This is a genomic window from Bradyrhizobium sp. CCBAU 051011, from assembly GCF_009930815.1.
Classification (GTDB): Bacteria; Pseudomonadota; Alphaproteobacteria; order Rhizobiales; family Xanthobacteraceae; genus Bradyrhizobium.
On record NZ_CP022222.1, the window covers coordinates 4453845 to 4480209 of the forward strand.

Sequence of the window (26365 nt, forward strand, 5' to 3'; positions counted from 1 at the left end):
AGCAGCGGTCCCCGGGTTTTGCTACGCTCCACCCGGGCTACGCGGCGGCAGGAAGTGGATGTTGTGCTCGGCGGCCAGCGCCACCACCGCGTCCGGCGTCTGCTCCTTCATGTTGTGGATCGCCCAGAACAGATCGTACAGCCGCCGCGTCGGCGACACCCAGAACAGCGTCTTGGCGGTGCGGCCGGACTTGTTGAAGATGCCGTGCGGCTTACCCATCGGCAGCCGCACCAGATCGCCCGGGGTTGCCTGCGTGTCGGCGCCGTCGAGGAAGAAGTCGAGCTGGCCTTCCAGGATATAGAGATACTCGTCCTGGTCGGGATGAATATGCGGCGGCACGAAGGTATCGGGCGGGAACGTCGCGTGCCAGGAGAAGGAATGCTCGGTGACGTTTTTCGGCACATAGGTCTGGCCGAGAATGCTCCAGGAAATTCCCTGAATGCCCTCGTTGGCGCGGGTGATGCCGGCGATTTCGGTTTTCATCGTCTTGTTCCCTCCTGTTATTTGGCCGCGCAGTCCTTGGCGTAACGGTCGCCGTAGTTGGAAAACACCTTCTCGACGATCTCGGTCTGGAATTTTCCGTCCGGACGCTTGGCGACCTTGGTCAGATAGAAATTCTGGATCGGATAGCCGTTGACGTTGAACTTGAAGTCGCCGCGCAGCGAGGCGAACTCGGCCTTCTTCAGCGCCGCCGACACCGCCTCCTTGTTCTTCAGATCGCCCTTCACCGCCTTCACCGCGCTATCGATCAGCATGGCCGTATCATAGCCCTGCATGGCGTAGGTGCCGGGCACACTGTTGTAGGCAGCCTCGTAAGCGGCGACGAACTTCTTGCTCTGCGGGTTGTCCATGTCGGGTGCCCAGTTGGCGCCGCCGAACATGCCGACGGCGGCATCCTGCTGCGCGGGCAGGGTGGATTCATCGACGGTGAACGCTGACAGCACCGGGATTTTGTCGGCAAGGCCGGCCTGCCGGTACTGCTTGACGAGGCCAACGCCCATGCCGCCCGGCATGAAGGTGAAGAGAGCATCGACCTTGGAGGAGGCGATCTTGGTCAACTCGACCTGGAAATCCAGCGTGCCGAGCGGCGTGTAGCTTTCCTCCGCGATCTCGCCCTTGTAATCGAGCTTGAATCCGGCCGCCGAATCCTTGCCGGCCTGATAGTTCGGCACCAGCACATACATGCGCTTGTAGCCGCGATCCTGCGCGACCTTGCCGAGGATCTCGTGAACCTGGTCGTTCTGGTAGGAGGTCACGTAGAAGAACGGGTTGCACTCCTTGCCGGCATAGCTCGACGGCCCGGCGTTCGGGCTGATCAGGAACGTCTTGTTCTCGGTCACCGGCCGGTGAATCGCCTGCAAAATGTTGGAGAAGATCGGCCCCACCACGAAATCGACCTTCTCGCGCTCGAGCAGGCCCTTGGCCTTGGTCACGGCGCCATCGGGCTTGAGTTCATCGTCGACGACGACGACCTCGACATCTTTGCCGCCCATCTTGCCGCCGAGATCCTTGATTGCGAGCTGGAGGCCGTCGCGGGATTGCTGGCCGAGCACGGCTGCCGGGCCGGACAAGGTCGTGATCACGCCGATCTTGATTTTCTCCTGCGCTGCGGCGGGAGCCGCGGTAGCACCCAGCACAACGGTAAGTCCGGTCAGCTTCAACGACTGCTTCATGATTATTCCTCCGTTTCGCCTCTGCGGCCGAAACTCACGCCACACCAAATGCTTGAAGCGCAGCTTATTCTGACGTCGACTGCACCTGCAAGCAGAACGCTTCCATGCAAGCCATGCGCCAATTGCTTGAAACCTAAAGAAATCTGGGCAATGATCGCAGAGCTGCGCTCTGTTCGGATCGCCGAACACCCAAGCCGGACAAGATTTGCATCATGACCCTCGATTCAGAGACCAAGGCCGTCGAACTGCCGGAACATCATGGCGATGAGCTCAGGCTGTGGCTTCGCCTGCTGACCTGCACGACCCTGATCGAGGGCGAGGTGCGCAGCCGCCTGCGCGAACGCTTCGACGTCACGCTGCCGCGATTCGATCTGATGGCCCAGCTCGACAAGGTGCCGGAGGGCATGACGCTGTCAGACGTTTCCAAGCGGATGATGGTCTCGAACGGCAACGTCACTGGCCTGGTCGAGCGCCTCGTCGAGTCCGGGCATCTCGATCGCCGCACGTCGGACGCCGATCGCCGCGTTCAGGTGATCCGCCTGACCAAGGCTGGCCGCGTCGAATTCCGCAAGATGGCGGCGGAACACGAATTATGGATCGCCGATGTTTTCGGCGACCTGACACCAAAGGATGTTCGAGATTTGATGCGCCTGTTGGCCAAGACCAAGGCGTCGGCGCAGAAATCCGCGAAGGCGCGGACGGGCTGAGGCTGCGCGGGAAGGATGAAATGAATCATTTTCCGTCATGGCCGGGCATAGCCGTCTGAAGGACGGCGTCGCTTCCGCTCGCCTATGCCCGGCCATCCACGTCTTTTCTTGCTCGATGGGAATAAAGACGTGGATGCCCGGCACGAGGCCGGGCATGACGAGCCATAATCTTGAGATGACGCGTTAGTGCATCCTGCGCAGGGTCGCCGAGGGCGTCTCGCCGAATTTGGCGCGATAGGCGCTGGCCATTCGGCTGAGATGGGTAAACCCGAGCTCGAATGCGATGTCGGTGATGCTGTCGTCAGGGCAGGCGGCGGTCAATCTGCCGTTGAGATGCGCAAGGCGGATGTCGCGCAGCATCTCCGAGATCGATGTTCCGAAATGCCGTTGGAAGCCGAGTTGCAGGGCACGGACGCCTGTGCCGGCGGCTGAAGCAAGCTCTGTGAGGTCGAGCGGCTCGTCCGCATGCGCAGAGAGGAATTCGCGCGCCCGCCGTAACGATTGCGGCAGCGCTTCGGCCCGGCCGCCAAACCGGTCGATCGCGTCGCTCGCGCTGTGGCGCTGGCCGTGGAGCAAGCCGCCCAACAGCGTCTCGCGCAGATCGGCCGCCGCTATCGGCGAAAGCGGCCGTTGCGGTCCAAGGCGTTCGGCGAGATCGACGAACTCCAAAATCCGCGACTGAAGTGCCCGGCCGGCTGCGGAGGAGAGATCGATCGCCGGCTCGAACTCGACCGCGCCTGCCGGCAGGCCCGATAGCGCCGCGGCCCGATGTTCCAGGAGACGGCGATCGACCAGCACAATGATCTGGGCGCAATTGCTCTCCCAGGTCATTCGCGTGGGAATCGTCGGGGATAACAGCGAAGCAAGAGCGCCAGGAAAGGTCGCGATGTCGCGCGAGGCGGTTCGGATCCGCGCTGCGCCGTGCACGGGAAGCTGCAGCAGGAAGAAGCGCTCGAGACAGCCGGGATCAATCGACACCGATCCGCCATAGGCGACATAGTTGACGGACAGGCCGCCAAAGACCGCGCTGTTGTGCAGAGCAAAGAATTCGGGTGACGTGTTGTGTTCGGGCGTCAGTCGATGCGGGCAGAATATCCGCCCGACCGCGTCGGCGGCAGCATCGACACTGTCGGTCGAAACGCGGTTGAACGCGGTCAGCCGAACCGTCGGATCATGCCTGACAATGCTGGTGCCCGTCGCCACGGCTCGGCTCTCCGCATTATTTGAAGCCTATAATATCTGCCGGCGACCGGGTTGGAAAGGCGATTTGGTGGTTGCTGGTGCCTGATCGGAAGGCAGCCGGTGCGATCACGCAGCCTCCCGTTCGCGCCGCAACAATCCGAAATTTTCGTTGCCGGGTCGCGCAGATTCGTTTTGCGGCTAGACGGTCGCCGCGGCCCGATCCAGCCTGCGCGGACCATTCGCAACGTCGCAACCACATCAACCCGCGATACAGGAGATGACAATGGCAGCGCTCGAAAAAGGCATCACCGCCAACGGCACCGGCTATGGCGGCAAGACCTGGAACATCCTGGGTCAGGTCTACTTCCCCAAGGCGGTCACCGATTCGACCTTTGCCTTCGAGACCAACAGCGAGCCCGGCCAGTTCGTGCCAGTGCATGTCCACCCGACGCAGGATGAATTCATCCTGGTGCAGGAGGGCACCCTCGACCTCAAGCTCGACGGCGTCTGGGTGCAGGCCAAGGCCGGCGACCTTGTCCGGATGCCGCGCGGCATCCCGCATGGCTACTTCAACAAATCCGACAAGCCGGCGCGCGCGCTGTTCTGGGTGTCGCCGATGCAGAAGCTCGAGGCGCTGTTCAACCAGCTCCACAATCTGACCGACCCCGCAGAGGTGGTCCGGATCTCGGCGCAGCATGAAGTGAACTTCCTGCCGCCCGAGGCGAACGAGTAGAGCACAACAATCGAGTCCAGGCCAATCCTTGCGGGAGAGTTGTCATGATCAGGCGGAAACAGGTTTGTATCATCGGCGCCGGCGTATCGGGTTTGGCGGCTGCAAAAGCTTTCGCCGCGCGCGGTCATCAGATCACGATCATTGAGCGCAGCGGCGATCTTGGCGGCGTCTGGGAGCCGGCGCGATCCTATCCCGAGGTGCAAACGCAAAGCCCGAAGGATCTCTATCGTTACACCGACAAGGCGATGCCGGATTCCTATCCGGAATGGCCGAAGGGGCCGCAGGTCCATGCCTATCTGACCGAATACGCAAAGGACAACAATCTCCTCGGCGCGATCCGCTTCAACACGACGGTGGTGCAGATGGACCGTCGGCCGGACTCGAAACCGGGATGGCGGCTCGACCTGCGCGGGCCGGATGGCAGCACCAGCCACGCAGATTTCGATTTCGTCGCGGTCTGCACCGGGCAGTTCAACGAGCCGCAGACGCTTAGTCTGCCCGGCGAAGACGCCTTCAAGGCGCAGGGCGGGCGCATCCTGCACTCCTCGAAATACAACGATCCTGATATTGCCAAGGGCCGCAGGGTTGTCGTGCTCGGCGGTTCGAAATCGGCGACGGATATTGCCGTCAACGCGGTCAATTCCGGCGCCGCCGAAGTCACGCTGGTGTACCGCGAGCCGGTGTGGCGGATTCCCTATTTCATCGGCGGCCTCGTCAACTTCAAACGCATTCTCTACATCCGCGCGCAGGAGGAGATGTTCAAAAGCTGGGGTATCGGCGCGATGTCGCGCTTCGCGCATGCCGTCGCAAAGCCTCTTGTCTGGGCCAATTGGCGCGGGCTGGAGAGTCTCCTGAAGGTTCAGCTCAGGCTCGGCAAGTGCGACATGGTGCCGAAGGAGCGGATCGAGGATGGCGTCAACTGCTCGGTGCCGATCGCAACGCCCGGATTCTTTCCGATGGTCGCCGACGGCCGCATCAAGGCTATCAGAGGCAGCTTCGAACGTTACGAGGGCAATTCCATCGTGATGACCGGCGGGCAGCGCGTCCAGGCTGACGTCGCCGTGCTCGCGATCGGCTATAAATTAGGCGTGCCGTTCCTGCCGCAGGCATACCGTGAAAAACTCGTCGATTCCGACGGGCAGTATCGGCTCTATCGCCTGATCGCCAATCCAGACCTGCCGGAAATGGGATTCGTCGGCTTCAACTCGAGTTTCTGCACGGTGTTGTGCGCGGACCTCGCGGCGAACTGGCTGGTGCGTTACGCCGATGGCCAGCTCGCGCGTCAGCCCACGCTTAAGGAAATGCAGGACAACATCGAGATGATGCTGCACTTCAGGCGCGTCGAGCGGCCGGCGGCCGGTGTCTATGGCGGGCTGTGCGTCGCACCCTATCACTTCAAGCATTTTGACGAATTGCTCGCCGATATCGGCGTGTCCGGCCGGCGGGCTAATCCGCTGGTGGAGAAATTCACCCCGCCCGATGCCGCGGCCTATGGCCGCTTCCTCGCCGCGGCGCCCGCCTATCGGGCAGCTTGAGAGGCAGGTTCCCTGCAGGGGGTAACCCCTGCGGGCAGGAAGGCGCGATTCCACCCTTGATTCCGCGCTTGCGAAAAATTGTTTTAAGCCTAAAATGATTTGAGACGGCGTTGCCGGGCGTCCTCGATATTGATCTCGAGCCTTTCGTTGGAAGCGAGGGAGATGAAAATGTCAGGTAGAACTCCCAGCCGGACCGCTAGCCGGTCTCTTGGCCCGTCGGGCCATGTTGACGATTTTGCGCGGCGAAACCTGCCGCCATCGGAGCAATGGCCGGATCTGCTGCTCGACCGGCCGGAGTTTCAGTATCCGGAATATCTCAATGCCGCGGTCGAACTGACCGACCGGATCGTCGAAAAAGGCTGGGGCGATCGGATCGCGCTGATCGGGAACGGGCGCCAGCGCACCTACAAGGAACTGGCCGACTGGTCCAACCGCCTGGCGCATGCGTTGGTGGAGAACTACGGCGTCAAGCCCGGCAACCGCGTTCTGATCCGCTCCGGCAACAACCCGGCGCTGGTCGCGGCATGGCTGGCGGCCACCAAGGCCGGCGCCGTCGTCGTCAACACCATGCCGATGCTGCGCGCGGGCGAGTTGAGCAAGATCGTCGACAAGGCGGAGATTGCGCTGGCGCTGACCGACAGCCGCATCGCCGATGAGCTGGTCGCCTGCGCGAAGACCAGCCGATTCCTCAAGCAGGTGGTGAATTTCGACGGTACCTCCAACCACGATGCCGAGCTCGACCGGGTGGCGCTGAACAAGCCGGTGAAGTTCGACGCCGTGAGAACAGGGCGCGACGACGTCGCGCTATTGGGATTCACCTCCGGCACCACGGGTGAGCCCAAGGCGACGATGCATTTCCATCGCGATCTCATGATCGTGGCCGACGGTTATGCGAGTGAAGTCCTCAACGTTACCGAGGATGATGTCTTCGTCGGGTCGCCGCCGCTGGCCTTCACCTTCGGGCTCGGAGGATTGGCGATCTTCCCGCTGCGGTTCGGCGCGACGGCGACGCTCTTGGAAAACGCGTCGCCGCCCGAGATGATCAAGATCATCGAGACCTACAAGGCGACGATCTGCTTTACCTCGCCCACCGCGTACCGTGTGATGATGACGGCGATGGACAACGGCGCCGACCTGTCGTCGCTGCGGCTGGCCGTTTCCGCCGGCGAGACGTTACCGGCGCCCGTGTTCGAAAGCTGGACCCGCAAGACCGGCAAGACCATTCTCGACGGCATTGGCTCCACGGAACTACTCCACATCTTCATCACCAACCGCGTCGGCGATGCGGTGGCCGGGACGACGGGACGGCCGGTCGCAGGCTACGAGGCGAAGATCGTCGACGACGACATGAACGAATTGCCAGATGGTACCGTCGGCAAGCTTGCGGTGCGCGGGCCGACCGGCTGTCGCTATCTCGCGGATGCGAGGCAATCGAACTATGTGCGCAACGGCTGGAATCTGACGGGCGATTCCTTTGTTCGCGATGCCAATGGGCGGCTGTCCTTTGTCGCCCGCTCGGACGACATGATCGTTTCTTCCGGCTACAACATCGCCGGTCCCGAGGTCGAAGCAGCGCTGCTGTCGCATCCGGCCGTCGCCGAATGCGGCGTGGTCGGCGCGCCCGACGAGGCGCGCGGCATGATCGTCAAGGCTTACGTGGTTCTGGCGGGCGGCGCGGCGGCCGATGCCGCGCTGACGCAGGCGTTGCAGGATCATGTCAAACAGGCGATTGCGCCGTATAAGTATCCGCGCGCGATCGAATATGTCGCGCAATTGCCGAAGACCGAAACCGGCAAGCTCCGGCGCTTTGCGCTGAGGCAGATGGCTGCGGCCAGCCCGGCGTCGCCAGGCGTTGCCGCGGAATAATTGTAACCCTGATGGAGAAAAGCCGGTGATTGCCCCCAAGGGCCCCACGCTGAGCGTAGTGCATCATCCCAAGACCGATACAAAGACCGATACCCCGACGGCCACCCCGCAAGTGCTGCAGCCGAGCGGCTGGCCGATGCCGAAAGGCTACGCCAACGGCATGGCCGCCGATGGCCGGCTTGTGGTGACCGGCGGCGTGATCGGCTGGGATACCCAAGGGCATCTGTCACAGGACTTCGTCGCGCAGGTGCGCCAGATGCTTTCCAACATTGCCGAAATTCTTGCCGAGGGCGGCGCCAGGCCGGAGCACCTGGTGCGCCTGACGTGGTATGTCGTCGACATCGAGGAATATCTCGCCAGCCTGAAGGAGCTCGGCCGCGTCTATCGCGACGTCTTCGGCACGCATTATCCGGCCATGGCGCTGGTGCAGGTGGTGCGCCTGGTCGAGAAGGAGGCCCGCGTCGAGATCGAGGCGACGGCGGTGGTGCCGCGCTGAACCCCCTTGTCGGGGTGTCGTCTTAAAGCTCTGTTCTCAGCTTCCAGAGTTCCGGAAAAAGTTCGACCTCGAGCATCTTGCGCAAGTAGGAGACGCCCGACGTGCCGCCGGTCCCGCGCTTCAGGCCGATAATACGCTCGACCGTCGTGACGTGGTTGAAGCGCCAGCGGCGGAAATAATCTTCGAAATCGACCAGCTTTTCCGCAAGCTCGTAGAGCATCCAGTGTTTCGCCGGCGACGCATAGACGGTCTTCCAGGCCGCTAAAACCTCGTCGTTCGGTGTGCGCTTGACGCGCCAGTCGGTTCGGCGTGCGTCTTCGCCGATGTCAAAACCATTGCGCGCCAATAGCAGCAGCGCCTCGTCATAGAGGCCCGGCTCGGCGAGAATTTCCTCGAGCTTGGCCGTGATGTCGGCGCGGTGGGCGTGCGGGCCCAGCAGCGCCAGATTGCGATTGCCGGCGAGGAACTCGATCGCGCGGTACTGGTATGACTGGAAACCCGAGGATTGCCCGAGCTGATCGCGAAACTCCGAATATTCGCTGGGGGTCATCGTCCGCAACACGTCCCAGGCGGTATTGAGCTGCTCGAAGATCCGGGCGATGCGTGACAGCATCTTGAAGGCGGGCTGCAACTGGTCGTGGCGGATCGCCTTGATGGCGGAACGGATTTCGTGGATGGCCAGCTTCATCCAGAGTTCGGAAGTCTGGTGCTGGATGATGAACAGCAGCTCGTCATGCGCGTCCGAAAGCGGCTCTTGCGCGTCGAGGACGCGTTCCAGATGCAGATAATCGCTGTAGGACATCCGCCCTTCGAACGACATCTGGGCTCCCTCACGCGGGGGGTCGTCGGGCTTGCCGGTCATGTTACGAGCGCCTTCTTGCGGTATTCCGCGGTATCCCAGCGGCGATTGGTCAGGACGTCGGCGATGATGTCGACTGCCGCGCGAACCTCGGCTTCTCCGATGTAGAGCGGCGTAAGGCCGAAGCGCATCATGTCAGGCGCGCGGAAGTCGCCGATCACGTCGCGCGCGATCAATGCCTGCATGATCGCGTAGCCCTCCGGGTGACGAAACGAAACCTGGCTGCCGCGCCGCTTTCCGTCCCGCGGCGAAGCCAGCGTCAGTTCGGGACAACGTGCTTCGACTTCGCGGATGAACAGGTCGGCGAGCGCGATCGATGCATGGCGCACGTCGGTCATGCTGACGCCGTCCCAGACGTCGAGGGCGGCGTCGAGCGCGGCCATCGCAATGATCGGGGGCGTACCGACCCGCATTCGCTCAATGCCCGGGCCGGCCCGATAGTCGAGGTCAAAGGCAAAGGGCGCATGATGACCCATCCAGCCGGAAAGCGCCGGGCGCGCCGTATCGGCGTGCTTCGGCGCGACATAGATGAAGGCCGGCGCACCGGGACCGGCATTGAGATATTTGTAGGTGCAGCCAACGGCGAAATCGGCTTCGGCATTTTCCAACTCGACCGGAAGCGCGCCCGCGGAATGCGCCAAATCCCAGACCGTCAGCGCGCCGGCGGCATGCGCCTTGCGTGTCAGCGCGCGCATGTCGTGCAGCCGGCCGGTGCGATAGTCGACCTCGGTCAGCATCAGCACCGCGATGGTCTCGTCGATGGCGGCTTCGACGTCTTCGGGGGCAACGACCTTCAACTCGTAGCCACGGTCGAGCGATTCAAGCAGGCCGCTGGCGATGTAAAGATCGGAAGGAAAATTGCCGGTATCCGACAGGATCACGCGCCGCGACGGATTGAGCTCAAGCGCCGAGGCCAGCGCCTGGTAGACTTTGATGGACAGCGTATCGCCCACCACCACCGTGCCGTCGGCAGCGCCGATCAACCGGCCGATGCGGTCGCCGATACGCCGCGGCTGCGTCATCCACCCGGCGACGTTCCAGCCCTTGATGAGGTGCTTGCCCCATTCCTCCGATATCATGCGACCGACGCGATCGGCGGCTGCAACGGGCAGGGGACCGAGCGAATTGCCGTCCAGATAGATCACACCGTCGGGGATGGCGAACCGGGATTTTGTTCGCGTGAAATCGGTCATGTCATTCCCTGTTCCGCGCCCCCTGGAATTATTCGCGCTGACATCGATTATTTCAAGCTTAAAATTTATGGCGGGAGGCGCGCTTCCCGGTATAGACTGGTTGCGCGCGTATATCGATCCCGGCCCGACCCACAAGTTCGAATGGAAACAGAACCCGCGTGATTTTTCATCAGATTTCCGACTGGAGCGACGCCTACGCGAATGCTCCGAACATTCCAGGCGGCGACCGCTGGCCGGCCGCGTGGGTGCAGCCCGCGCAGGCCTATCGCGACACACTACAAAGCCGCGGCCGCGCGACGCTCGATATCAGCTATGGCGAGGGCGCACGAAACCGCTTCGATCTCTTTAGGCCCGAAGGCCGGCCCAAGGGTCTGGTCATCTTCGTCCATGGCGGATTCTGGAAGGCGCTCGACAAGAGCTTTTGGTCGCATCTCGCGCGTGGATCGGTTGATAGCGGCTACGCGGTGGCGATGCCTTCCTACACGCTGTGCCCGGCTGTGCGCATCTCCGAGATCACGCGCGAAATTGCCGCTTCCGTCGAGTGCGCCGCCGCAATGATCGAAGGCCGGCTTCTTCTGGCCGGCCATTCCGCCGGCGGGCACCTGGTGACGCGCATGATTTCGGCGACGTCGGCGCTCCCGGGCGATATCAAGGTGCGCATCAGCCACACCGTCTCGATCTCCGGCCTTCATGATCTTCGTCCGCTGATGAAGGCCGCCATGAATACGGAGCTGCGGATCGATGAGGCCGAGGCGCGCGCGGAAAGCCCCGCATTGCTGGAGCCGATGCAGGATGCGCGCGTGACGTGCTGGGTGGGCAGCGCCGAGCGCCCGGAATTCGTCCGCCAGAACGCGCTCCTCGCCAACATCTGGACCGGGCTCGGAGCGAAAACCCGCGTGATCGAAGAGCCGGGCCGGCATCATTTCGATGTCATCGACGGGCTCGCCGATCCCGATCACCAACTCACCAGGACCTTGTTGTCGCCGTAGCCTGCTGAGTTTCCGAAACGAACGGCGGCTGCGGTAGTTCTGATCTGCCGATCATGCTGCCTGAAACGTCCGTACGGCTTGTTGCGCGCCGACCTCGAACAGTTTTTCCAGCGCGTCGGTAACGGCGCTGCGCATGCGAGGATCGGCGCCCAGCGTGCCAAAGATCTGTTCCACTTCCAGCAATGCGGGAGCAAGCAGGTCCGCGACCGGACCCGCGCTCTCGGCGATGGCCTTTAGCTTCGCGGCAAGCGGATCGCGTACGTCGATCGCGCGGCCCTGTTCGTCGGTCCCGGTGACGTAACGCATCCAGCCTGCGACTGCGAGCGCGTGGGTATCGATCGGCAGTCCCATCCGCAGGCGGTCCTGCATCGTGGCGAGCAGCCGTTGCGGCAGTTTCTGCGATCCATCCATCGCGATCTGCCAGGTGCGATGGTGCAGAGCCGGATTGGAAAAACGCTTCAGCAGCGAAGCGCTGTAGGCCGCAAGGTCGGTCCCCTCGGGCATCGCCAGCGTCGGCGCCGCGTCCTGCATCACCCGCAAGGCAAACGCGGCAAAGCGCTCGTCGGTCATGGTGGCCGCGATGGTCTCAAAGCCCGCGAGATAGCCGAGATAGGCGAGCGCCGAGTGGCTGGCGTTGAGCAGCCGCAGTTTCATGTGCTCGAACGGCGTGACGTCGGGAACCAGTTGCACGCCTGCGGCCGCGAAGTCCGGCCGTCCGCCCGGAAAGTGGTCTTCGACGATCCACTGCGTGAACGGCTCGGTGACGACAGGCCATGCATCGGTCATCCCGAGCGCGGAGGAAACCGCAGCGCGATCGGCTTCCGTCGTCTCCGGCACGATCCGGTCCACCATGGTCGAAGGGAAGGCGACCTCGGTTTCAATCCATTTGGCGAGATTGCGCGATCGCAAGGCGGCGAACTGCGTCACGATGCGCCCGACGGTATGGCCGTTGGCGGAGAGATTGTCGCAGGACAGAACTGTAAAGGGAGCTGCGCCGGCGATCCGCCGGCGCGCCAGCGCGACTACCAGGAATCCGACGGCCGAGCGCGGCGTGCCCGGATTCTGCAAGTCGTGAACGATGTCGGGATGATGCTCGTCCAGATCGCCGGTCTGCGGCGTATGGCAGTAGCCCTTCTCGGTGACCGTCAGCGAAACGATGCGCGTCGCCGGGTTGGCCATGAGCGCGATCAACTGCCCAGGTTTCTCGGGCGCGACTTCGCTGGCGAGCACCGAGCCGATGATCCGGTGATCGGTGCCTGCGCCGGAACGAACAGCGAGTGTGTAGAGGCAGTCCTGCGGGGCGAGGGCATCGCGTGTCGTGGGGCTGCGCAGGCTCGCCCCAACGATTCCCCAATCCATCGCGCCACCGGCCAAGAGGTCGTCGATCACCACCGCCTGGTGCGCCCGGTGAAACGCGCCAATTCCGAGATGGACAATGCCCGGCGAGATCAGAGAGCGGTCATAGGCCGGCTGCCGGATCTGGCCGGGAAGCCGGCGAAGGTTGGCATTGCAGAGGCGAAAATCGCCGTCTTTCGAGCCAGATGGCGGGATTTTTGGCGTTTCGCTTGACATAGGGGATTCAATCTATCAATCTTTGGTCAATTGGTAAGGCCAATTGTCCAGATGTATTGGCCTTGGCCCGATCAAAGCAAGAAGAATCGATTCACTCAGGGGATCGTCAAGGGAGCCGAGCGTGCCGCTCGAAGCCGTGGAAGCGCGACGCCTTTATCGCCAGGTTGCCGATCAGCTTCGCGCCTTGATCGACAGCGGCGAATACCGCGTGGGCAGCCGTCTCCCCACCGAACGCGATCTTGCCGAACAATTGAAAGTGTCGCGGCCGACGGTGCGCGAAGCGTTGATCGCGCTCGAAGTCGAGGGCCGGGTGCGGATTCGCGTCGGCTCCGGAATTTATGTCAGCGAACCGGCGACGCTGGCGCCGCCCTTGCCGGCGGCGGCCGAGATCGAAGGCCCGTTCGAGCTGCTGCGTGCCCGCGAATTCCTCGAAGGCGCTATTGCCGAGCAGGCGGCGCGGGTGGCTACGCCAGAAGATATATCGCGCATCGACGCATCGCTCGAAGCAATGGCCACCGTGCAGCATCCCGGCGAAGCCTCGATGATTCACGACCGCGCGTTTCATGTCGCGGTCGCGGGCTGTCTCGACAATGCCGTGCTGGTCCGCGTGGTCGGCGAATTGTTCGACCAGCGGCTCAATCCCTACTTCGCCAAGCTCGCGCACTATTTCGAAAACCCGGCATCCTGGAATGCCGCGCTGGCCGAGCACCGCGCGATCCGCGATGCCATTGTTGCCCGTGATCCGGATGCGGCGCGCGTGGCGATGCGCGAGCATCTGGCGCGTTCGCAAGAGCGCTTCGCGCAAAATTTCGGAGCTGAAGCATCAGCCGCTTCCCGCGTACGCGCGAGCGGCTGAACTATACGGATTCGAACGGTTCGGCGAAGTGCCGAGCCGGTTGAGTAACAAAAGCAAATTGTAGCAACGGAGGAAATTCACGTGTTGAAGAAATTGACGATTGTATCAGCTGCGTCCGCTGCAGCGCTGTTGGCCGCGACCACTTCGGGCATGGCGCAGACCAAGCTCAAATGGGCTCACGTCTACGAAACTTCCGAGCCGTTCCACACCGCTTCCGTCTGGGCCGCAGGTGAAATCGGCAAGCGCACCAACGGGCGCTACCAGATCGACGTCTATCCGGCTTCGCAGCTCGGCAAGGAAACCGACATCAACCAGGGGCTCTCGCTCGGCTCGGTCGACATGATCATCTCGGGCTCGAGCTTCGCGGCGAAGAGCTTTCCGCCGATTGGCGTGACCTATTATCCCTACACCTTCCGCGATGCCGATCATCTGCTGGCCTACACCAAGAGCGACGTCTTCAAGGAGCTGGCCAAGGGCTATGAGGACAAGACCGGCCATCGCATCCTGGCGGTGACCTATTACGGCGTGCGCCAGACCTCGTCGAACAAGCCGATCAAGGCCTGTGCCGACATGAAGGGCCTCAAGATGCGCGTGCCCGACGTGCCGGCCTATCTGGCGATGCCGCGCGCCTGCGGCGCCAACACCGCGCCGATCGCGTTTGCCGAAGTCTATCTCGCCCTGCAGAACGGCACCGTGGAAGCCCAGGAAAACCCGCTCACCACGATTGAAGCCAAGAAGTTCTACGAAGTGCAGAAGCACATCGTGCTGACCGGCCACATCGTCGATCACCTCAACACCGTCATCGCCAGTGGCCTCTGGAAGAAGCTCTCGGAACAAGACCGCAAGATCTTCACTGACGTCGCCCAGGAGGCGGCCGCGAAAGCAACCGCGGAGATCAAGACCAACGAAGCCAAGCTGGTCGATTTCTTCAAGCAGAAGGGCCTGACGGTGACCGAGGTCAACAAGGACGAGTTCCGCGACACCGTGCTCAAGACCGTGAGCTTCGAGAGCTTCGACTACCGCAAGGCCGACTGGGAGCGCATCCAGGCGGTGAAGTGACGACGAAGTCGTCATTCCGGGCGACGCCTTAGCGTCGACCCGGAATCTCGAGATTCCGGGTTCGGCTCTCCGAGCCGCCCCGGAATGACGTGAGCAATCACGCGACCCTACTTGGGGAATAAATGCATGTCGACGGTTGAAGTGCACAAGCAAATCACGGCGGACGAGATCGCCCACACCTTCGAGGACGAAGTCCCCAAGGGCGCCGATCTCAGCGGATATGCGCCCGAGGACTGGCTGGCGCTGGTGATCTTCTGGATCATGGCGCTATCGGTCTTCCTGCAGTTCTTCACCCGCTATGTCCTCAACGACAGCTATGCCTGGACCGAGGAGATAGCGACCTACTGCCTGATCGGCGTGGTCTTCATCGGCTCTTCCATGTGCGTGCGGCTGTCGCGGCACATCCAGGTTGATCTCCTGTTCCGCTATCTGCCGCATACTGCGGGGCGCGCGCTTTCGACCGTCATCGATGTAATCCGGATCGCGTTCTTCGGCTACGCGATCAAGCTGGTCTGGCAATTCACAGAGATCATCGGCGACGAGCGGATGACCACGATCAAATTCCAAAAAGGTTTTGTCTATTACGCCGTGGTGCTCGGCTTCGTGCTGATGTTCGTGCGCTCGATCCAGATCGCGGTCGAGAACTGGCGACGGGGCTATTCGATTCTGGAGCGCCCCGGCGCATTCGACGGAACGGAAGGGTAGGGCGATGCTGCTGCTGCTTGGGGGATTTCTCCTGCTGATGCTGGTCGGCTTGCCGGTCGCGCTGGCCATGGCGGTGTCGTCGCTGGTCTACATTCTCGTCACCGGCATCACGCCTGACGTGACACTGGCGCAGCGCATGATCGCTGGCGTCGAGAGCTTTCCACTGCTCGCCGTGCCATTCTTCATTCTTGCTGGCAATCTCATGAACATCGCGGGCGTGACGGGGCGCATCTACAAATTCGCGGTCGCGCTGGTGGGCTGGATGCGCGGCGGGCTCGGCCACGTCAATATCGTCGGCTCCGTGATCTTCTCCGGCATGTCCGGCACTGCGATCGCGGATGCCGCAGGCCTCGGCACCATTGAGATCAAGGCGATGAAGGACCACGGCTACTCGACCGAGTTCGCCGTCGGCGTCACCGCGGCTTCCGCAACCCTCGGCCCGATCATCCCGCCGTCGTTGCCGTTCGTGATCTACGGCATGATGGCGAACGTTTCGATCGGCGCGCTGTTCCTCGGCGGCGTGATTCCGGGCGTGGTCATGACCCTGGCCATGATGGCGACGGTTGCGTACTTCGCACACAAGAACCGCTGGGGCAGCGATACGCCGTTCTCCTGGCCGCAAATCGGCTCGGCCGGTCTCGAGATCGTCATCGTGCTCGCATTCCCACTGGTCGTCTGGCTTTTGGTTGTCGCCGGGCTCTCGGTGAACATGGCTGTTGGTATCGGCCTCGTGGCGCTGTTGGCGCTCGACTGGTACTACGATTTCTCCGCCGTGATGGCGTTGATGGCCCCGGTCATCCTGATCGGCGGCATGACGCTTGGTTGGTTCACGCCGACGGAGGCTGCGGTTGCCGCGGTGATCTGGTCGCTGTTCCTCGGGCTGGTACGCTACCGCTCGATGACGCTGCAGACGGTGGCGAAGGCAACCTTCGACACCATCGAGACCACGGCGTCCGTGCTGTTCATCGTGACCGCGGCCTCGATCTTTGCCTGGCTGCTCACCGTGTCGCAGGCCGCGCAGACGCTGACGGACGCGATGCTCGGGATCACCCAGAATAAATGGGTGTTTCTGCTGCTGGCGAATATTCTGATCCTGTTCGTCGGCTGCTTCATCGACACCATCGCGGCGATCACCATTCTGGTGCCGATCCTGCTGCCGATTGTGCTCAAGCTCGGCATCGATCCGATCCATTTCGGCCTGATCATGACGCTGAACCTGATGATTGGGCTGCTGCATCCACCGCTCGGCATGGTGCTGTTCGTGCTTGCGCGCGTCGCAAAATTGTCCGTCGAGCGCACGACCATGGCGATCCTGCCGTGGCTGGTGCCGCTGCTCCTGGCGCTCGTCGCCATCACCTACATCCCGGAGCTGACGCTCTGGCTGCCAAAATACATGGGACTCTCAAAATGACATCGATGGCTTTGGCCGCAACGCTGTTCGGCCCGGAAGATCTGCGCATGGTCGAGCGGCCGCTCGATCCCTTGGCATCAGGCATGGTGCGCATCCGTTTCGGCGCGGGCGGCATCTGCGGCTCCGACATGCATTATTATCGCCATGCCCGCACCGGCGATTTCGTCGTGACCTCGCCGCTCGTACTCGGCCATGAGATCGCGGGCGAGGTGGTGGAGAGCGCAGGCGCCGCGCAAGGCGTGAAGGTCGGCGATCGCGTCGCCGTCAATCCGTCGCGCTGGTGCGGCCATTGCAAGCCATGCCGCGAGAACCGGCCCAATCTCTGCGAAAACATCTTCTTCATGGGCTCGGCCTCGAAGACCCCGCATATGCAGGGCGGCTTTGCTTCCTATTTCGACGCTATTCCGGCGCAGTGCGTAAAAATTCCGGACCATGTCACGTATCAGGCGGCGGCGCTCGCCGAGCCGCTCGCGGTGTGCCTGCATGCGGTGGCCCGCGCCGGTGACGTCACCGGCAAGCGCGCCGTGCTGTTCGGCGCCGGCCCGATTGGCCTCCTGACCATGCTGGCGGCGCAGCGCGCAGCGATTGCGGAGACGACCGTCGTCGACATCGCGGCGGCGCCGCTGGCGTTCGCCACGCGGCTGGGCGCCAACAACGTCGTCGATATCTCCGGCGGCGAGGAAGCGCTGAAGGCGGAGGCGGCTGCAAAGCCGTTCGACGTCGCGTTCGAGGTCTCGGGCACCGCGGCGGGCCTTGCCAGCGCGATCGGAGCCGTCAGGCGCGGCGGTGTCGTGGTTCAGGTCGGCAATCTGCCGGGCGGGCAGATTCCGGTGCCGGCGAATGCGGTCATGGCCAAGGAGATCGATCTCCGCGGTTCGTTCCGCTTCGGGACGGAATTCTTCACCGCGGTCGAGCTGATCGCCGACGGCAGCGTGGACGTGCTGTCGCTGGTGACAGCGCAACGGCCGCTCTCGGTCGCGCCGGACGCGGTGCGGTTGGCGCTCGACCGTTCGCAAAGCGTCAAGGTCGTGCTGACGGCTTGATTGCAATTGTAATCCAGGAGATCGCCCATGATGCTGCAGGGATGGCGGTGGTACGGGCCCAATGATCCCGTATCGCTCGACGATATCAGGCAGGCCGGCGCGACCGATGTGGTGACGGCGCTGCATCAGGTGCCGATCGGGGAGGCCTGGACGCGCGCAGCGGTCGAAGAGCGCAAGAACCTGATCGAGAACAGTCAGCCTGGTCGCTCGCCGCTGACTTGGTCGGTGGTGGAATCGATTCCGATACCTGACGACGTGAAGCGGCTCGGGGGCAAGGCGACGCGCTCGATCGAGGTGTGGATCGCCAGCCTCGAGGCGGTTGCGGCTAGCGGCATCAAGATCATCTGCTATAATTTCATGCCTGTGGTGGACTGGTGCCGCACCGATCTCGAATGGGAACTGCCGAACGGCGCCAAGGCCATGCGCTTCGACCAGGACCGGTTCGCGGCGTTCGATCTGCACATCCTGCAGCGCCCCGAGGCGCCCGCGGAATATTCCGAGGCCGCGCAGCGTCGCGCAAGGCAGGTCTATGAAGCGATGACGCAGGCCGATATCGATGTCCTCGTCACCAACATAGCCAGCGCGCTGCCGGGCTCCACCACCGATCCGCTGACGATCCCGCAATTCCGCGACCGCTTGCAGCAATACCGCGGCATCGATTCCAACGTGCTGCGCCAACACCTGAGCGAATTCCTCGCTCGCGTGGCGCCAGTCGCCGAAGGGCTCGGCGTGAAGCTGACGCTGCATCCGGACGACCCGCCGCGCCCGCTGTTCGGCCTGCCGCGCATCGCCTCGTCGGCGGAGGACTATCAGGCGCTGTTCGACGCCGTGCCGTCGAAAGCCAACGGCATCTGCTTCTGCACCGGCTCGCTCGGCGTGCGTGCGGAGAATGATCTGCCTGCGATGGCCAAGCGCTTTGCGCCGCGGATCGGCTTTGCCCATTTGCGCGCGACCAAGCGGGAGGCCGACGGACTGTCGCTCTTCGAGTCCGATCATCTCGACGGCGATGTCGACATGATCGCGGTGCTGAAAGCGCTGCTCACCGAGAACCGCACACGTTCGTCCAGCGACCAGATCGTGTTCCGGCCAGATCACGGCCATCGCATGCTCGACGATCTCGCCGCGACCAAGCGCACCAATCCCGGCTATACCGCGATCGGGCGTCTGCGGGGACTAGCCGAGTTGCGCGGCGCCATTCGCGCCATTGAACACGCCGGGTAACTGCGCGTCTGCCGGTTTCAGCCCCTGTTTGGCCGCCTCGAAGGCCGCCAGCCGCTCGGCGAATTTTCCGGTCGCCAGGCCGGCTCGCGCGAGAATGGTTGGTACGGGTATCGTTTCAAAGAAATGACAGGCCACGCGATGGCCGGATGCCGCTTCGCGCAGCTCCGGCTCCTCGGCCGAGCAGCGCGCCTGCGCATGGGGGCAGCGGGTGTGGAAGCGGCAGCCGGTCGGCGGTTTGAAGGGGCTCGGTACGTCGCCCTGCAGCATCACGCGTTTGGTGCGCAAGGCAGGATCGGGTTTTGGGATCGCCGCGAGCAGCGCCTGGGTATAGGGGTGCAACGGCCGGTCGTAGAGCGTCTTCTTGTCGGCGATTTCGACCAGCTTGCCCAAATACATCACCGCGACGCGATCGCTGATGTGCTTCACCACGGCCAGATCGTGGGCGATGAACAGATAGGAAAGGCCAAAGCGCTGCTGCAGATTCTGCAGAAGGTTGACGATCTGCGCCTGGATCGAGACGTCGAGCGCCGACACCGGCTCGTCGCAGACGATCAGATCGGGATTGGCGGCGAGCGCCCGCGCGATGCCGATGCGCTGGCGTTGCCCGCCCGAGAACTGATGCGGATAGCGCCTGGCATGCTCGGGCAGCAGGCCGACGATATCGAGGAGCTCACGGCCGCGGGCCTCGCGCGAGGCATCGTCGCCGATCTCGTGAACCCGCAGCGGCTCGGCCAGGATTTCGCCGACGGTCATGCGCGGATTGAGCGAGGCGTAGGGATCCTGGAAGATAATCTGCATGTGCCGACGCATCCGGCGCAACGCATCCTTGTCGAGATCGGCGATTTCCTTCCCCTTGAAACGCACCGAGCCGGAGGTCGGGTCCATCAAGCGCAGGATCAGGCGTCCGGTGGTCGACTTGCCGCAGCCGGATTCGCCGACCAGGGCCAACGTCTCGCCGCGGGCGATCTCGAAGCTGACATCCTCGACCGCGCGGACGAGGCCGATCGTCTTGCGGCGGATCAGGCCGCGCGTGACCGCAAAATGCTTGACCAGGCTGTCGACCTGCAAGACAGGGACATTGCTCGGCGCATCGCTCATGATGCCACCTCGACCGGAGCTTTCCAGCACGCCACCTGATGGCCGGGCGAGATCTCGCGCAATGGCGGCGGATCGAGCCGGCAGCGTTGGTCCGCGAACGGACAGCGCGGCGCGAAACGGCAGCCGGCCGGCTGGTTGTTCGGGCTCGGCACCGTGCCCTCGATGGTGGCGAGGCGCTTGCGGTCGACGTCGATGCGCGGGATCGAGCCGAGCAGGCCGATCGTATAGGGGTGCTGTGGATCGGCGAACAGGTCGTTGACGTCGGCGCTCTCGACGATGCGGCCGGCATACATCACCAGCACCTGGTCGGCGACTTCGGCGATGACGCCGAGATCATGGGTGATGATCAGGATCGCCATACCGAGACGCCGCTGCAGGTCGCTCAGGAGGTCGAGGATCTGGGCCTGGATGGTGACATCGAGCGCAGTGGTCGGCTCGTCGGCGATCAGCAATGCCGGCTCGCAGGAGAGCGCCATCGCGATCATGACACGCTGGCGCATGCCGCCGGACATATTGTGCGGAAAATCGTCGATGCGCTGCGCCGCGGATGGGATCCGCACCAGGTCGAGCATTTCGATCGCCCGCGCCCGCGCCGCTCGCGGCGTCATCGCGGTGTGGGCCAGGATCGCCTCGATGATCTGCTGGCCCACAGTATGGACCGGATTGAGCGAGGTCATCGGTTCCTGGAAGATCATCGACATCTTGCCGCCGCGCAGCTTGCGGCGTTCGTCGGCCGTGAGCTTCAGCACGTCGCGATTGCCGAACAGCACCGCCTCGGCCTCGACCTTGCCCGGCGGGCTCGGCACCAGGCCCATCACCGAGAGCGAGGTCACGCTCTTGCCGCAACCGGACTCGCCGACCAGGCCGATGGTGCGTCCGCGAGGCACGCTAAAGCTGATGCCGTCGACGGCGCGGAACAGGCCGCGATCCGTCGCGAAGTGGGTCTTCAGTCCACGAACCTCGAGCAGCGTATCCATCAGAACGAGTAATCCAGTCCCTTATAGAAGGTGTTCTGATAGAGCATGTGCGGCCTGACGCCCTTCATCTTCTTCGAGCTGGTGGTGTACATGGCAACGTTCATCACCGGCATCCACAAATGCTCGCTCATCACCTTCTCCTGCACGCGCGCGTAGTTGAGCGCACGCTCGGCGTCGGTCAATGCGGAGCGGCCGGCGCGCAGCCACTCGTCGGTGTCGGCGTCCTTCCAGTTCATGCGGTTGGGGGTGGGGATGTTCTTCGAGTTGAAATAGATGTTCATCAACTCGCCCGCCGACAGATAGGGCACCGTCACCGTCCACAGTTCGTAATCCTGCTTGCCCATCTCGGCCGGTGCAATCGTGGAATCGAAGCCGACGATCTTCCAGTCGACGCCGATCTTGCGCATATAGCCCTGGATCGCCTCTGATACGCGTGGGAAGTAGGACACCTGCGTGAACAGCACACGAGGCGCGAGCTTCATGCCGTCCTTCTCGCGGATGCCGTCACTGCCGACCTTCCAGCCGGCCTCGTCGAGAAGCTTCTTTGCGCGTTCGACGTCCTCCTTGATGACGCCCTTGGTCTTGTCGGCGAAGTCGAGCGCCTTGGGATCGACGAAGGTGAACGCCGGCTCGGCATTGCCCAGCATGACGCCCTTGACGATGTCGGCGCGGTTGATGGCGATGTTCATCGCCTCGCGCACGCGCTTGTCGGATACCATCGGGCGCGTGATCTTGTAGCCGTAATACATCAGCTGGAAGTTGGGCTTGGCTTCCTGGACGGTGAGGTTGGGCGCAGCCTTGACCTGCTCGATGAATTGCAGCGGAACCTGGTGGGTGAGGTCAAACTGCCCGCCCATGATGGCGGCGACGCGGCTGGCGTCCTCGGGCACGATCTTGATGCTGAGCTTCTCGAATTTTACCGGACCCTTGTTCTGGTACATCGAAGGGCCCCATTTGTAGGCGTCGTGGCGCTTCAGCACGATTTCGGTGCGCGGCTGCCAGCTCTCGAAGCACCAGGGTCCGGTGCCGTCGATGCCCTTGATTCCGTAGTCCTTGCCGAGCTGCTCCACGCTCTCCTGATTGTGGATCGCGTTGGTGTACATGGTGAGTTGCAGCAGCAGCTCGGAATAGGGCTCGTTGAGCTCATATTCGACGGTGTAGGGATCGGGCGCGCGCAGCTCCTTGATCTCGCCGGCGCGCCAGGCATAGGGCGCCTTGGTTTCCGGATCCTTCAGCCGCTTGAAGCTGTAGATGACGTCGGCGGCGGTAAACTTCTTGCCGCTGCAGAACGTCACGTCGTCGCGCAGCTTGAAGGTATAAGTTCTGCCGTCCTCGCTGATCGTCCACGACTTGGCGAGGTAGGGGATGGTCGTCTGGCCGTCCCAGTCGAGCGCCACCAGCGTGTCCTGGAACATGTTGACGATGTCTGATGTCGGCGACCAGGTCGTGCGCTGGCCGTCGTAGTGCGGCGCGTCCAGCGACTTCATCACCCGCAAGGTCTGCGCCTCGGCCGCCGCGCACATTCCGGCTGCTCCCAGCAGCGCCGCAATGCCCGTCAAAATGTTGCGCATCGTGTTCTCTCCCTTGTTATTTCTTATTTCTGGCGCGACACGTCCAGCCCTTTGTAGAAAGTGTTCTGGTAGATCATGTGCGGCCTGGCGTCGGTGATCTTTTTATTGGCCACCTGATCCATGTTGATGTTGAGCACCGGCATCCACAGATGCTCTCGCATCACCTTCTGCTGCACCAGCGCGTAATATTTGGCGCGGTCGGTGTCGGTCAGCGCGGAGCGGCCCTGCTTCAGCCAGTCGTCGGTCTCGGCGTCCTTCCAGTTCATCCGGTTGGGCGTCGGGATGTTGCGGGAATCGAAGTAGATGTTCATGAGGTCGCCGGCCGATAGATACGGCACGGTCACCGACCAGATTTCGTAGTCCTGCTCGGCCATTTTGGCGGAAGCAATGGTCGAGTCCCAGGGCTGCAGTTGCCACTGCACGCCGATGCGGCGCAAATAGCCCTGGATCGCCTCGGCGACCCGCGGCGTGTTGCCGGCCTGGGTGTAATAGACCTTGGGCTGTAGCTTGATGCCGTCCTTCTCGCGGACGCCGTCGCTGCCGATCTTCCAGCCGGCTTCGTCAAGCAGGACTTTTGCGCGCTCGATGTCCTCCTTCACGATGCCCTTGGTGCCGGCGTCGTGATCGAGCGCGTCGGAATCGACGATGGTGAAGGCCGGATCGGCATTGCCGAGCAGCACTCCCTTGGCAATCTCGGCGCGGTTGATGGCGATGCTCATCGCCTCGCGCACGCGCTTGTCCGATACCATCGGCCGCGTTGTCTTGAAGCCGAAATAGAGCAACTGGAAGTTCGGCTTTGCCGGCGTCACGGTCAGCATCGGAGCGGCCTTGGCCTGCGCGATGAACTGCGGCGGGAACTGATGGGTCATGTCGAACTGCCCGGCCATCATGGCCGCCACGCGGCTGGATTCCTCGGGCATGATCTTGACGCTGAGTTTTTCGAATTTCACCGGGCCCTTGTTCTTGTACATCGACGGACCCCACTTGTAGGCGTCGTGGCGCTTCAGAACGATCTCGGTGCGCGGCTGCCAGCTCTCGAAACACCAGGGCCCGGTGCCGTCGGCGCCCTTGATGCCGTAATCCTTGCCCAGCGCTTCGACGCTCTCCTTGTTGTGGATGACGTTGGTGAACATCGTGAGCTGCAGCAGCAGCTCGGAGTAGGGTTCCTCGAGCTCGTATTCGACGGTGGTGGGGTCGGTCGCGCGCAGCTCCTTGATGACGCCGGCGCGCCAGGCATAGGGCGCCTTGATCGCGGGATCCTTCAGCCGCTTGAAGCTGTAGACGACGTCGTCGGCGGTGAATTTCTTGCCGCTGCAGAACGAAACGTCGTCGCGCAGCTTGAAGGTATAGGTCCGGCCGTCCTCGCTGATGGTCCAGGATTTGGCGAGATAGGGGACCGGCGTGCGGCCGTCCCAGTCGAGCGCGACCAGCGTATCCTGGAACATGTTGACGATGTCGGAGGTCGGCCCCCAGGTCGTGCGCTGCGCATCGTAATGCGGCGCGTCGATCCCCTTCATCAGTTGGAGCGTCTGAGCCGACGCCGGGCCCGTCATGCACAGTGCCAAGGACATTCCCAGTGCTAGTCTGATCATGTCTGCAGCCTCGGATCGAGGACGTCGCGGAATGCGTCGCCCAGAAGGTTGGCGGCCAGCACGATCACGAAAATGGCACAGCTCGGGATCGTCGCGATATGCGGCGCCATGAACAGGAAGTCGCGGCCCTGCGCCGCCATCATGCCGAGTTCGGCGGTCGGCGGCTGCGCGCCCATGCCGAGAAAGCCGAGCGCGGCGCCGATCAGGATGATCTGACCGAAGCGCAGGGTGAGGAACACGAAGATCGTCGAAATGCAGTTGAGCGTCAGGTAGCGCCAGATCAGCTCGCTGTCAGAGACGCCGACGGCGCGGCCGGCCTCCATGAATTCCTGGCCCATCACGCCGATCGCCGCACCCCGCGCCACCCGCGCGACATCGGGCACGGTGGCGACGACGAGCGCAATCACCACCGCCGTCAGCCCGGCGCCAAAGATCGCGGCTACCGCGAGCCCGATCAGGATCGCGGGGAAGGCGAGCATCACGTCGACCAGTCGCATGATCCAGCCGTCCAGCCGCCGGTAATAGGCAGCGAGGATGCCGAGCACGCCGCCGATGAAACCGCCGACGATCACGCCGACCAGCCCGAGCATCAGCGTGTTGCGCGTGCCGTAGAGAACGCGGCTGAAGATGTCGCGGCCGGTATTGTCGGTGCCGAACCAGTGCTTGGCGTCGGGCGACTGCATCACCTTGGTGAGGTCGGTGAAGTAGGGATCGTAGGGCGCGACCCACGGCGCGAACAGCGCCGCCAGCACGATGGCCGAAAGCACCAGCCCGGCGAGCGCAGCGACCCGGTCGCGCGCCAGCCGGCGCAGCACTCCGGCGCGGGCGAATACGCCGCTTTCACTCTCCCTGGCAAAGCCGGTATCGAGGGCTTCGGCGCTCATCTTCGCTGCACCCTCGGATCTAGGTACACGTAAAGCACGTCCACGATGAGGTTGATGGTGAGGAAGGCCACTGCAAGGATCATGATCGCGCCCTGCGCGGTCGGAAAATCGCTGGAGACGATGGCGCCGACCGCAAGCCGGCCGACACCGGGCCACGAGAACATGGTTTCGGTGACGACAGCGCCGCCAAGCAGGAACGCCGCCTGCAGCCCGATCAGGGTGACGACGGGGATCATGGCGTTGCGCAGTGCGTGGTGAATGATCACCACCCGCTCACGCAATCCCTTGGCGCGCGCCGTGCGGACGAAATCGGCGCCGAGCACTTCCAGCACGGCGGTGCGCGTCAGCCGCGCGATCGGGCCGATCAGCACCGCGCCGAGTGTCAGGGCGGGGAGGATCAGGCTCGGCAATCCGCCGTCCCATACTGGCCCGGTGCGGCCGGTGAACGGCAACAGCGCCCATTTGAATCCGACGAACTGGATCAGGATCAGGCCGATGAAGAACACCGGCATCGACACGCCCGCGACCGAGCAAGCCATAATGATGCGATCGGTGAGGCGGCCGCGGTTGACCGCCGCAAGCGTCCCGAGCGCGAGCCCGATCGGCACCGCGATCAGCATCCCGCCCAGCATCAGCTCGATCGTGGGCCCGATCGTCATCGCCAATTCCTCGCTCACCATCCGGTTGGAGATGATGGAGCGCCCGAGATCGCCGCGCAGCACACGCAGGATGTATTCAAAGAATTGAACCGGGATCGATCGGTCGAGGCCGAGCTCCTGGCGGATCGCCGCGATGGTCTCGGCCTTCGCGTCAGGCCCCGCGATGATCATCGCGGGATCGGCGGGCACGACCTGCAACAGGCAAAAGCAGAGGAAGAGAACCCCGAGCAAGGCGGGGAACGAAATCAGCAGACGATGGACAATCTGTTGTCCCATGCGACGCCAGCGGACCGGTTAGGCCAAAAGGGAGCGCGTGCGTCCACGTCGACGCTTTGTTTCCCCCTTGGCAGCCGCGCTTCGTCCGACGTGCGCGACATTTGTTTATCGCTGGATAGTGACACCTGTCCGCCGTGGCGTCACGCCCAATCTGACAATTCGTTTTCGGCTGCGTCTTTTTGCGCCTCACATCCGTGATGAAATTCCG

The 26365-nt window shown here is 63.2% G+C and carries 24 protein-coding genes; 12 read left to right on the forward strand and 12 right to left on the reverse strand.

The window, feature by feature from the left end; all coding sequences use genetic code 11:
- Positions 1 to 21: 21 nt before the first annotated feature.
- Both ACH79_RS20960 and ACH79_RS20965 read right to left on the reverse strand, forming a co-directional pair.
- Positions 22 to 483, reverse strand: coding sequence for a cupin domain-containing protein (locus ACH79_RS20960; RefSeq protein ID WP_161852675.1), 462 nt, complete (start codon positions 481 to 483; stop codon positions 22 to 24).
- Positions 484 to 500: 17 nt separating this feature from the next.
- Complete coding sequence (locus ACH79_RS20965) at positions 501 to 1673, reverse strand: ABC transporter substrate-binding protein (RefSeq protein ID WP_161852676.1); 1173 nt, start codon at positions 1671 to 1673, stop codon at positions 501 to 503.
- 212 nt (positions 1674 to 1885) lie between these two features.
- On the opposite strand from ACH79_RS20965, the gene ACH79_RS20970 reads away from it, so the two are divergent.
- On the forward strand, positions 1886 to 2380 hold the full coding sequence (locus ACH79_RS20970) for a MarR family winged helix-turn-helix transcriptional regulator (protein ID WP_161852677.1): 495 nt from the start codon (positions 1886 to 1888) through the stop codon (positions 2378 to 2380).
- 183 nt (positions 2381 to 2563) lie between these two features.
- On the opposite strand, the gene ACH79_RS20975 is transcribed toward ACH79_RS20970, so the two are convergent.
- Positions 2564 to 3583: an AraC family transcriptional regulator gene (locus ACH79_RS20975; RefSeq protein ID WP_161852678.1), complete on the reverse strand. Its 1020-nt coding sequence runs from the start codon at positions 3581 to 3583 to the stop codon at positions 2564 to 2566.
- A gap of 262 nt (positions 3584 to 3845) precedes the next feature.
- Here ACH79_RS20975 and ACH79_RS20980 point away from each other — a divergent pair, with 262 nt between their 5' ends.
- The 4 genes from ACH79_RS20980 (at position 3846) to ACH79_RS20995 (ending at position 8192) form a co-directional block, all read left to right on the forward strand.
- A complete protein-coding gene (locus ACH79_RS20980) occupies positions 3846 to 4295 on the forward strand; it encodes a cupin domain-containing protein (protein WP_161852679.1) in 450 nt (149 codons plus the stop codon).
- Between the two features lie 44 nt (positions 4296 to 4339).
- Entirely contained in the window at positions 4340 to 5830 is a 1491-nt protein-coding gene (locus ACH79_RS20985) for an NAD(P)/FAD-dependent oxidoreductase (RefSeq protein WP_161852680.1), read from the forward strand.
- 168 nt (positions 5831 to 5998) lie between these two features.
- Positions 5999 to 7696, forward strand: a complete 1698-nt coding sequence (locus ACH79_RS20990; protein WP_161852681.1) for a benzoate-CoA ligase family protein — start codon at positions 5999 to 6001, stop codon at positions 7694 to 7696.
- A 25-nt stretch (positions 7697 to 7721) separates the two neighbouring features.
- Positions 7722 to 8192 carry a RidA family protein gene (locus ACH79_RS20995; protein ID WP_371419439.1) on the forward strand — a complete coding sequence of 157 codons (471 nt, stop codon included), beginning with the start codon at positions 7722 to 7724 and terminating at the stop codon, positions 8190 to 8192.
- 22 nt (positions 8193 to 8214) lie between these two features.
- On the opposite strand, the gene kynA is transcribed toward ACH79_RS20995, so the two are convergent.
- Both kynA and kynU read right to left on the reverse strand, forming a co-directional pair.
- Positions 8215 to 9054 (reverse strand): tryptophan 2,3-dioxygenase, encoded by an 840-nt coding sequence (gene kynA / locus ACH79_RS21000; protein ID WP_161852682.1) that lies wholly within the window; start codon positions 9052 to 9054, stop codon positions 8215 to 8217.
- Positions 9051 to 10244 carry a kynureninase gene (gene kynU, locus ACH79_RS21005; protein ID WP_161852683.1) on the reverse strand — a complete coding sequence of 398 codons (1194 nt, stop codon included), beginning with the start codon at positions 10242 to 10244 and terminating at the stop codon, positions 9051 to 9053. The genes kynA and kynU overlap by 4 nt, the downstream gene beginning before the upstream one ends.
- A gap of 158 nt (positions 10245 to 10402) precedes the next feature.
- On the opposite strand from kynU, the gene ACH79_RS21010 reads away from it, so the two are divergent.
- On the forward strand, positions 10403 to 11233 hold the full coding sequence (locus tag ACH79_RS21010) for an alpha/beta hydrolase (protein ID WP_161852684.1): 831 nt from the start codon (positions 10403 to 10405) through the stop codon (positions 11231 to 11233).
- Between the two features lie 51 nt (positions 11234 to 11284).
- On the opposite strand, the gene ACH79_RS21015 is transcribed toward ACH79_RS21010, so the two are convergent.
- On the reverse strand, positions 11285 to 12805 hold the full coding sequence (locus ACH79_RS21015; protein WP_161852685.1) for a mannitol dehydrogenase family protein: 1521 nt from the start codon (positions 12803 to 12805) through the stop codon (positions 11285 to 11287).
- Positions 12806 to 12926: 121 nt separating this feature from the next.
- Here ACH79_RS21015 and ACH79_RS21020 point away from each other — a divergent pair, with 121 nt between their 5' ends.
- From ACH79_RS21020 to uxuA, 6 genes are all read left to right on the forward strand, one after another.
- Entirely contained in the window at positions 12927 to 13661 is a 735-nt protein-coding gene (locus ACH79_RS21020) for a FadR/GntR family transcriptional regulator (protein ID WP_161852686.1), read from the forward strand.
- A gap of 84 nt (positions 13662 to 13745) precedes the next feature.
- The gene (locus tag ACH79_RS21025; protein WP_371419464.1) at positions 13746 to 14720 is read left to right on the forward strand and encodes a sialic acid TRAP transporter substrate-binding protein SiaP; all 975 of its coding nucleotides are present in this window, start codon (positions 13746 to 13748) and stop codon (positions 14718 to 14720) included.
- Positions 14721 to 14846: 126 nt separating this feature from the next.
- A complete protein-coding gene (locus tag ACH79_RS21030) occupies positions 14847 to 15425 on the forward strand; it encodes a TRAP transporter small permease (RefSeq protein WP_161852687.1) in 579 nt (192 codons plus the stop codon).
- 4 nt (positions 15426 to 15429) lie between these two features.
- Positions 15430 to 16836 carry a TRAP transporter large permease gene (locus ACH79_RS21035; RefSeq protein ID WP_161852688.1) on the forward strand — a complete coding sequence of 469 codons (1407 nt, stop codon included), beginning with the start codon at positions 15430 to 15432 and terminating at the stop codon, positions 16834 to 16836.
- Entirely contained in the window at positions 16833 to 17879 is a 1047-nt protein-coding gene (locus tag ACH79_RS21040) for an L-idonate 5-dehydrogenase (RefSeq protein WP_161852689.1), read from the forward strand. The genes ACH79_RS21035 and ACH79_RS21040 overlap by 4 nt, the downstream gene beginning before the upstream one ends.
- Before the next feature lie 30 nt (positions 17880 to 17909).
- Entirely contained in the window at positions 17910 to 19100 is a 1191-nt protein-coding gene (gene uxuA / locus ACH79_RS21045) for a mannonate dehydratase (RefSeq protein ID WP_202639321.1), read from the forward strand.
- Here uxuA and ACH79_RS21050 read toward each other — a convergent pair.
- From ACH79_RS21050 to ACH79_RS21075, 6 genes are read right to left on the reverse strand one after another with little or no spacing between them, the layout of a single operon-like run.
- Positions 19053 to 20198, reverse strand: coding sequence for an ABC transporter ATP-binding protein (locus ACH79_RS21050; RefSeq protein ID WP_161852691.1), 1146 nt, complete (start codon positions 20196 to 20198; stop codon positions 19053 to 19055). The two genes, uxuA and ACH79_RS21050, sit on opposite strands and share 48 nt — an antisense overlap.
- Positions 20195 to 21175 carry an ABC transporter ATP-binding protein gene (locus ACH79_RS21055; protein ID WP_202639286.1) on the reverse strand — a complete coding sequence of 327 codons (981 nt, stop codon included), beginning with the start codon at positions 21173 to 21175 and terminating at the stop codon, positions 20195 to 20197. Before ACH79_RS21055 ends, ACH79_RS21050 begins: the two co-directional genes overlap by 4 nt.
- Positions 21175 to 22746 carry an ABC transporter substrate-binding protein gene (locus ACH79_RS21060; RefSeq protein WP_161852692.1) on the reverse strand — a complete coding sequence of 524 codons (1572 nt, stop codon included), beginning with the start codon at positions 22744 to 22746 and terminating at the stop codon, positions 21175 to 21177. Before ACH79_RS21060 ends, ACH79_RS21055 begins: the two co-directional genes overlap by 1 nt.
- 23 nt (positions 22747 to 22769) lie before the next feature.
- Positions 22770 to 24299, reverse strand: a complete 1530-nt coding sequence (locus ACH79_RS21065) for an ABC transporter substrate-binding protein (protein WP_161852693.1) — start codon at positions 24297 to 24299, stop codon at positions 22770 to 22772.
- A gap of 35 nt (positions 24300 to 24334) precedes the next feature.
- The gene (locus ACH79_RS21070; protein WP_161852694.1) at positions 24335 to 25222 is read right to left on the reverse strand and encodes an ABC transporter permease; all 888 of its coding nucleotides are present in this window, start codon (positions 25220 to 25222) and stop codon (positions 24335 to 24337) included.
- Entirely contained in the window at positions 25219 to 26157 is a 939-nt protein-coding gene (locus ACH79_RS21075) for an ABC transporter permease (protein WP_161852695.1), read from the reverse strand. The genes ACH79_RS21070 and ACH79_RS21075 overlap by 4 nt, the downstream gene beginning before the upstream one ends.
- Between the last annotated feature and the right edge of the window lie 208 nt (positions 26158 to 26365).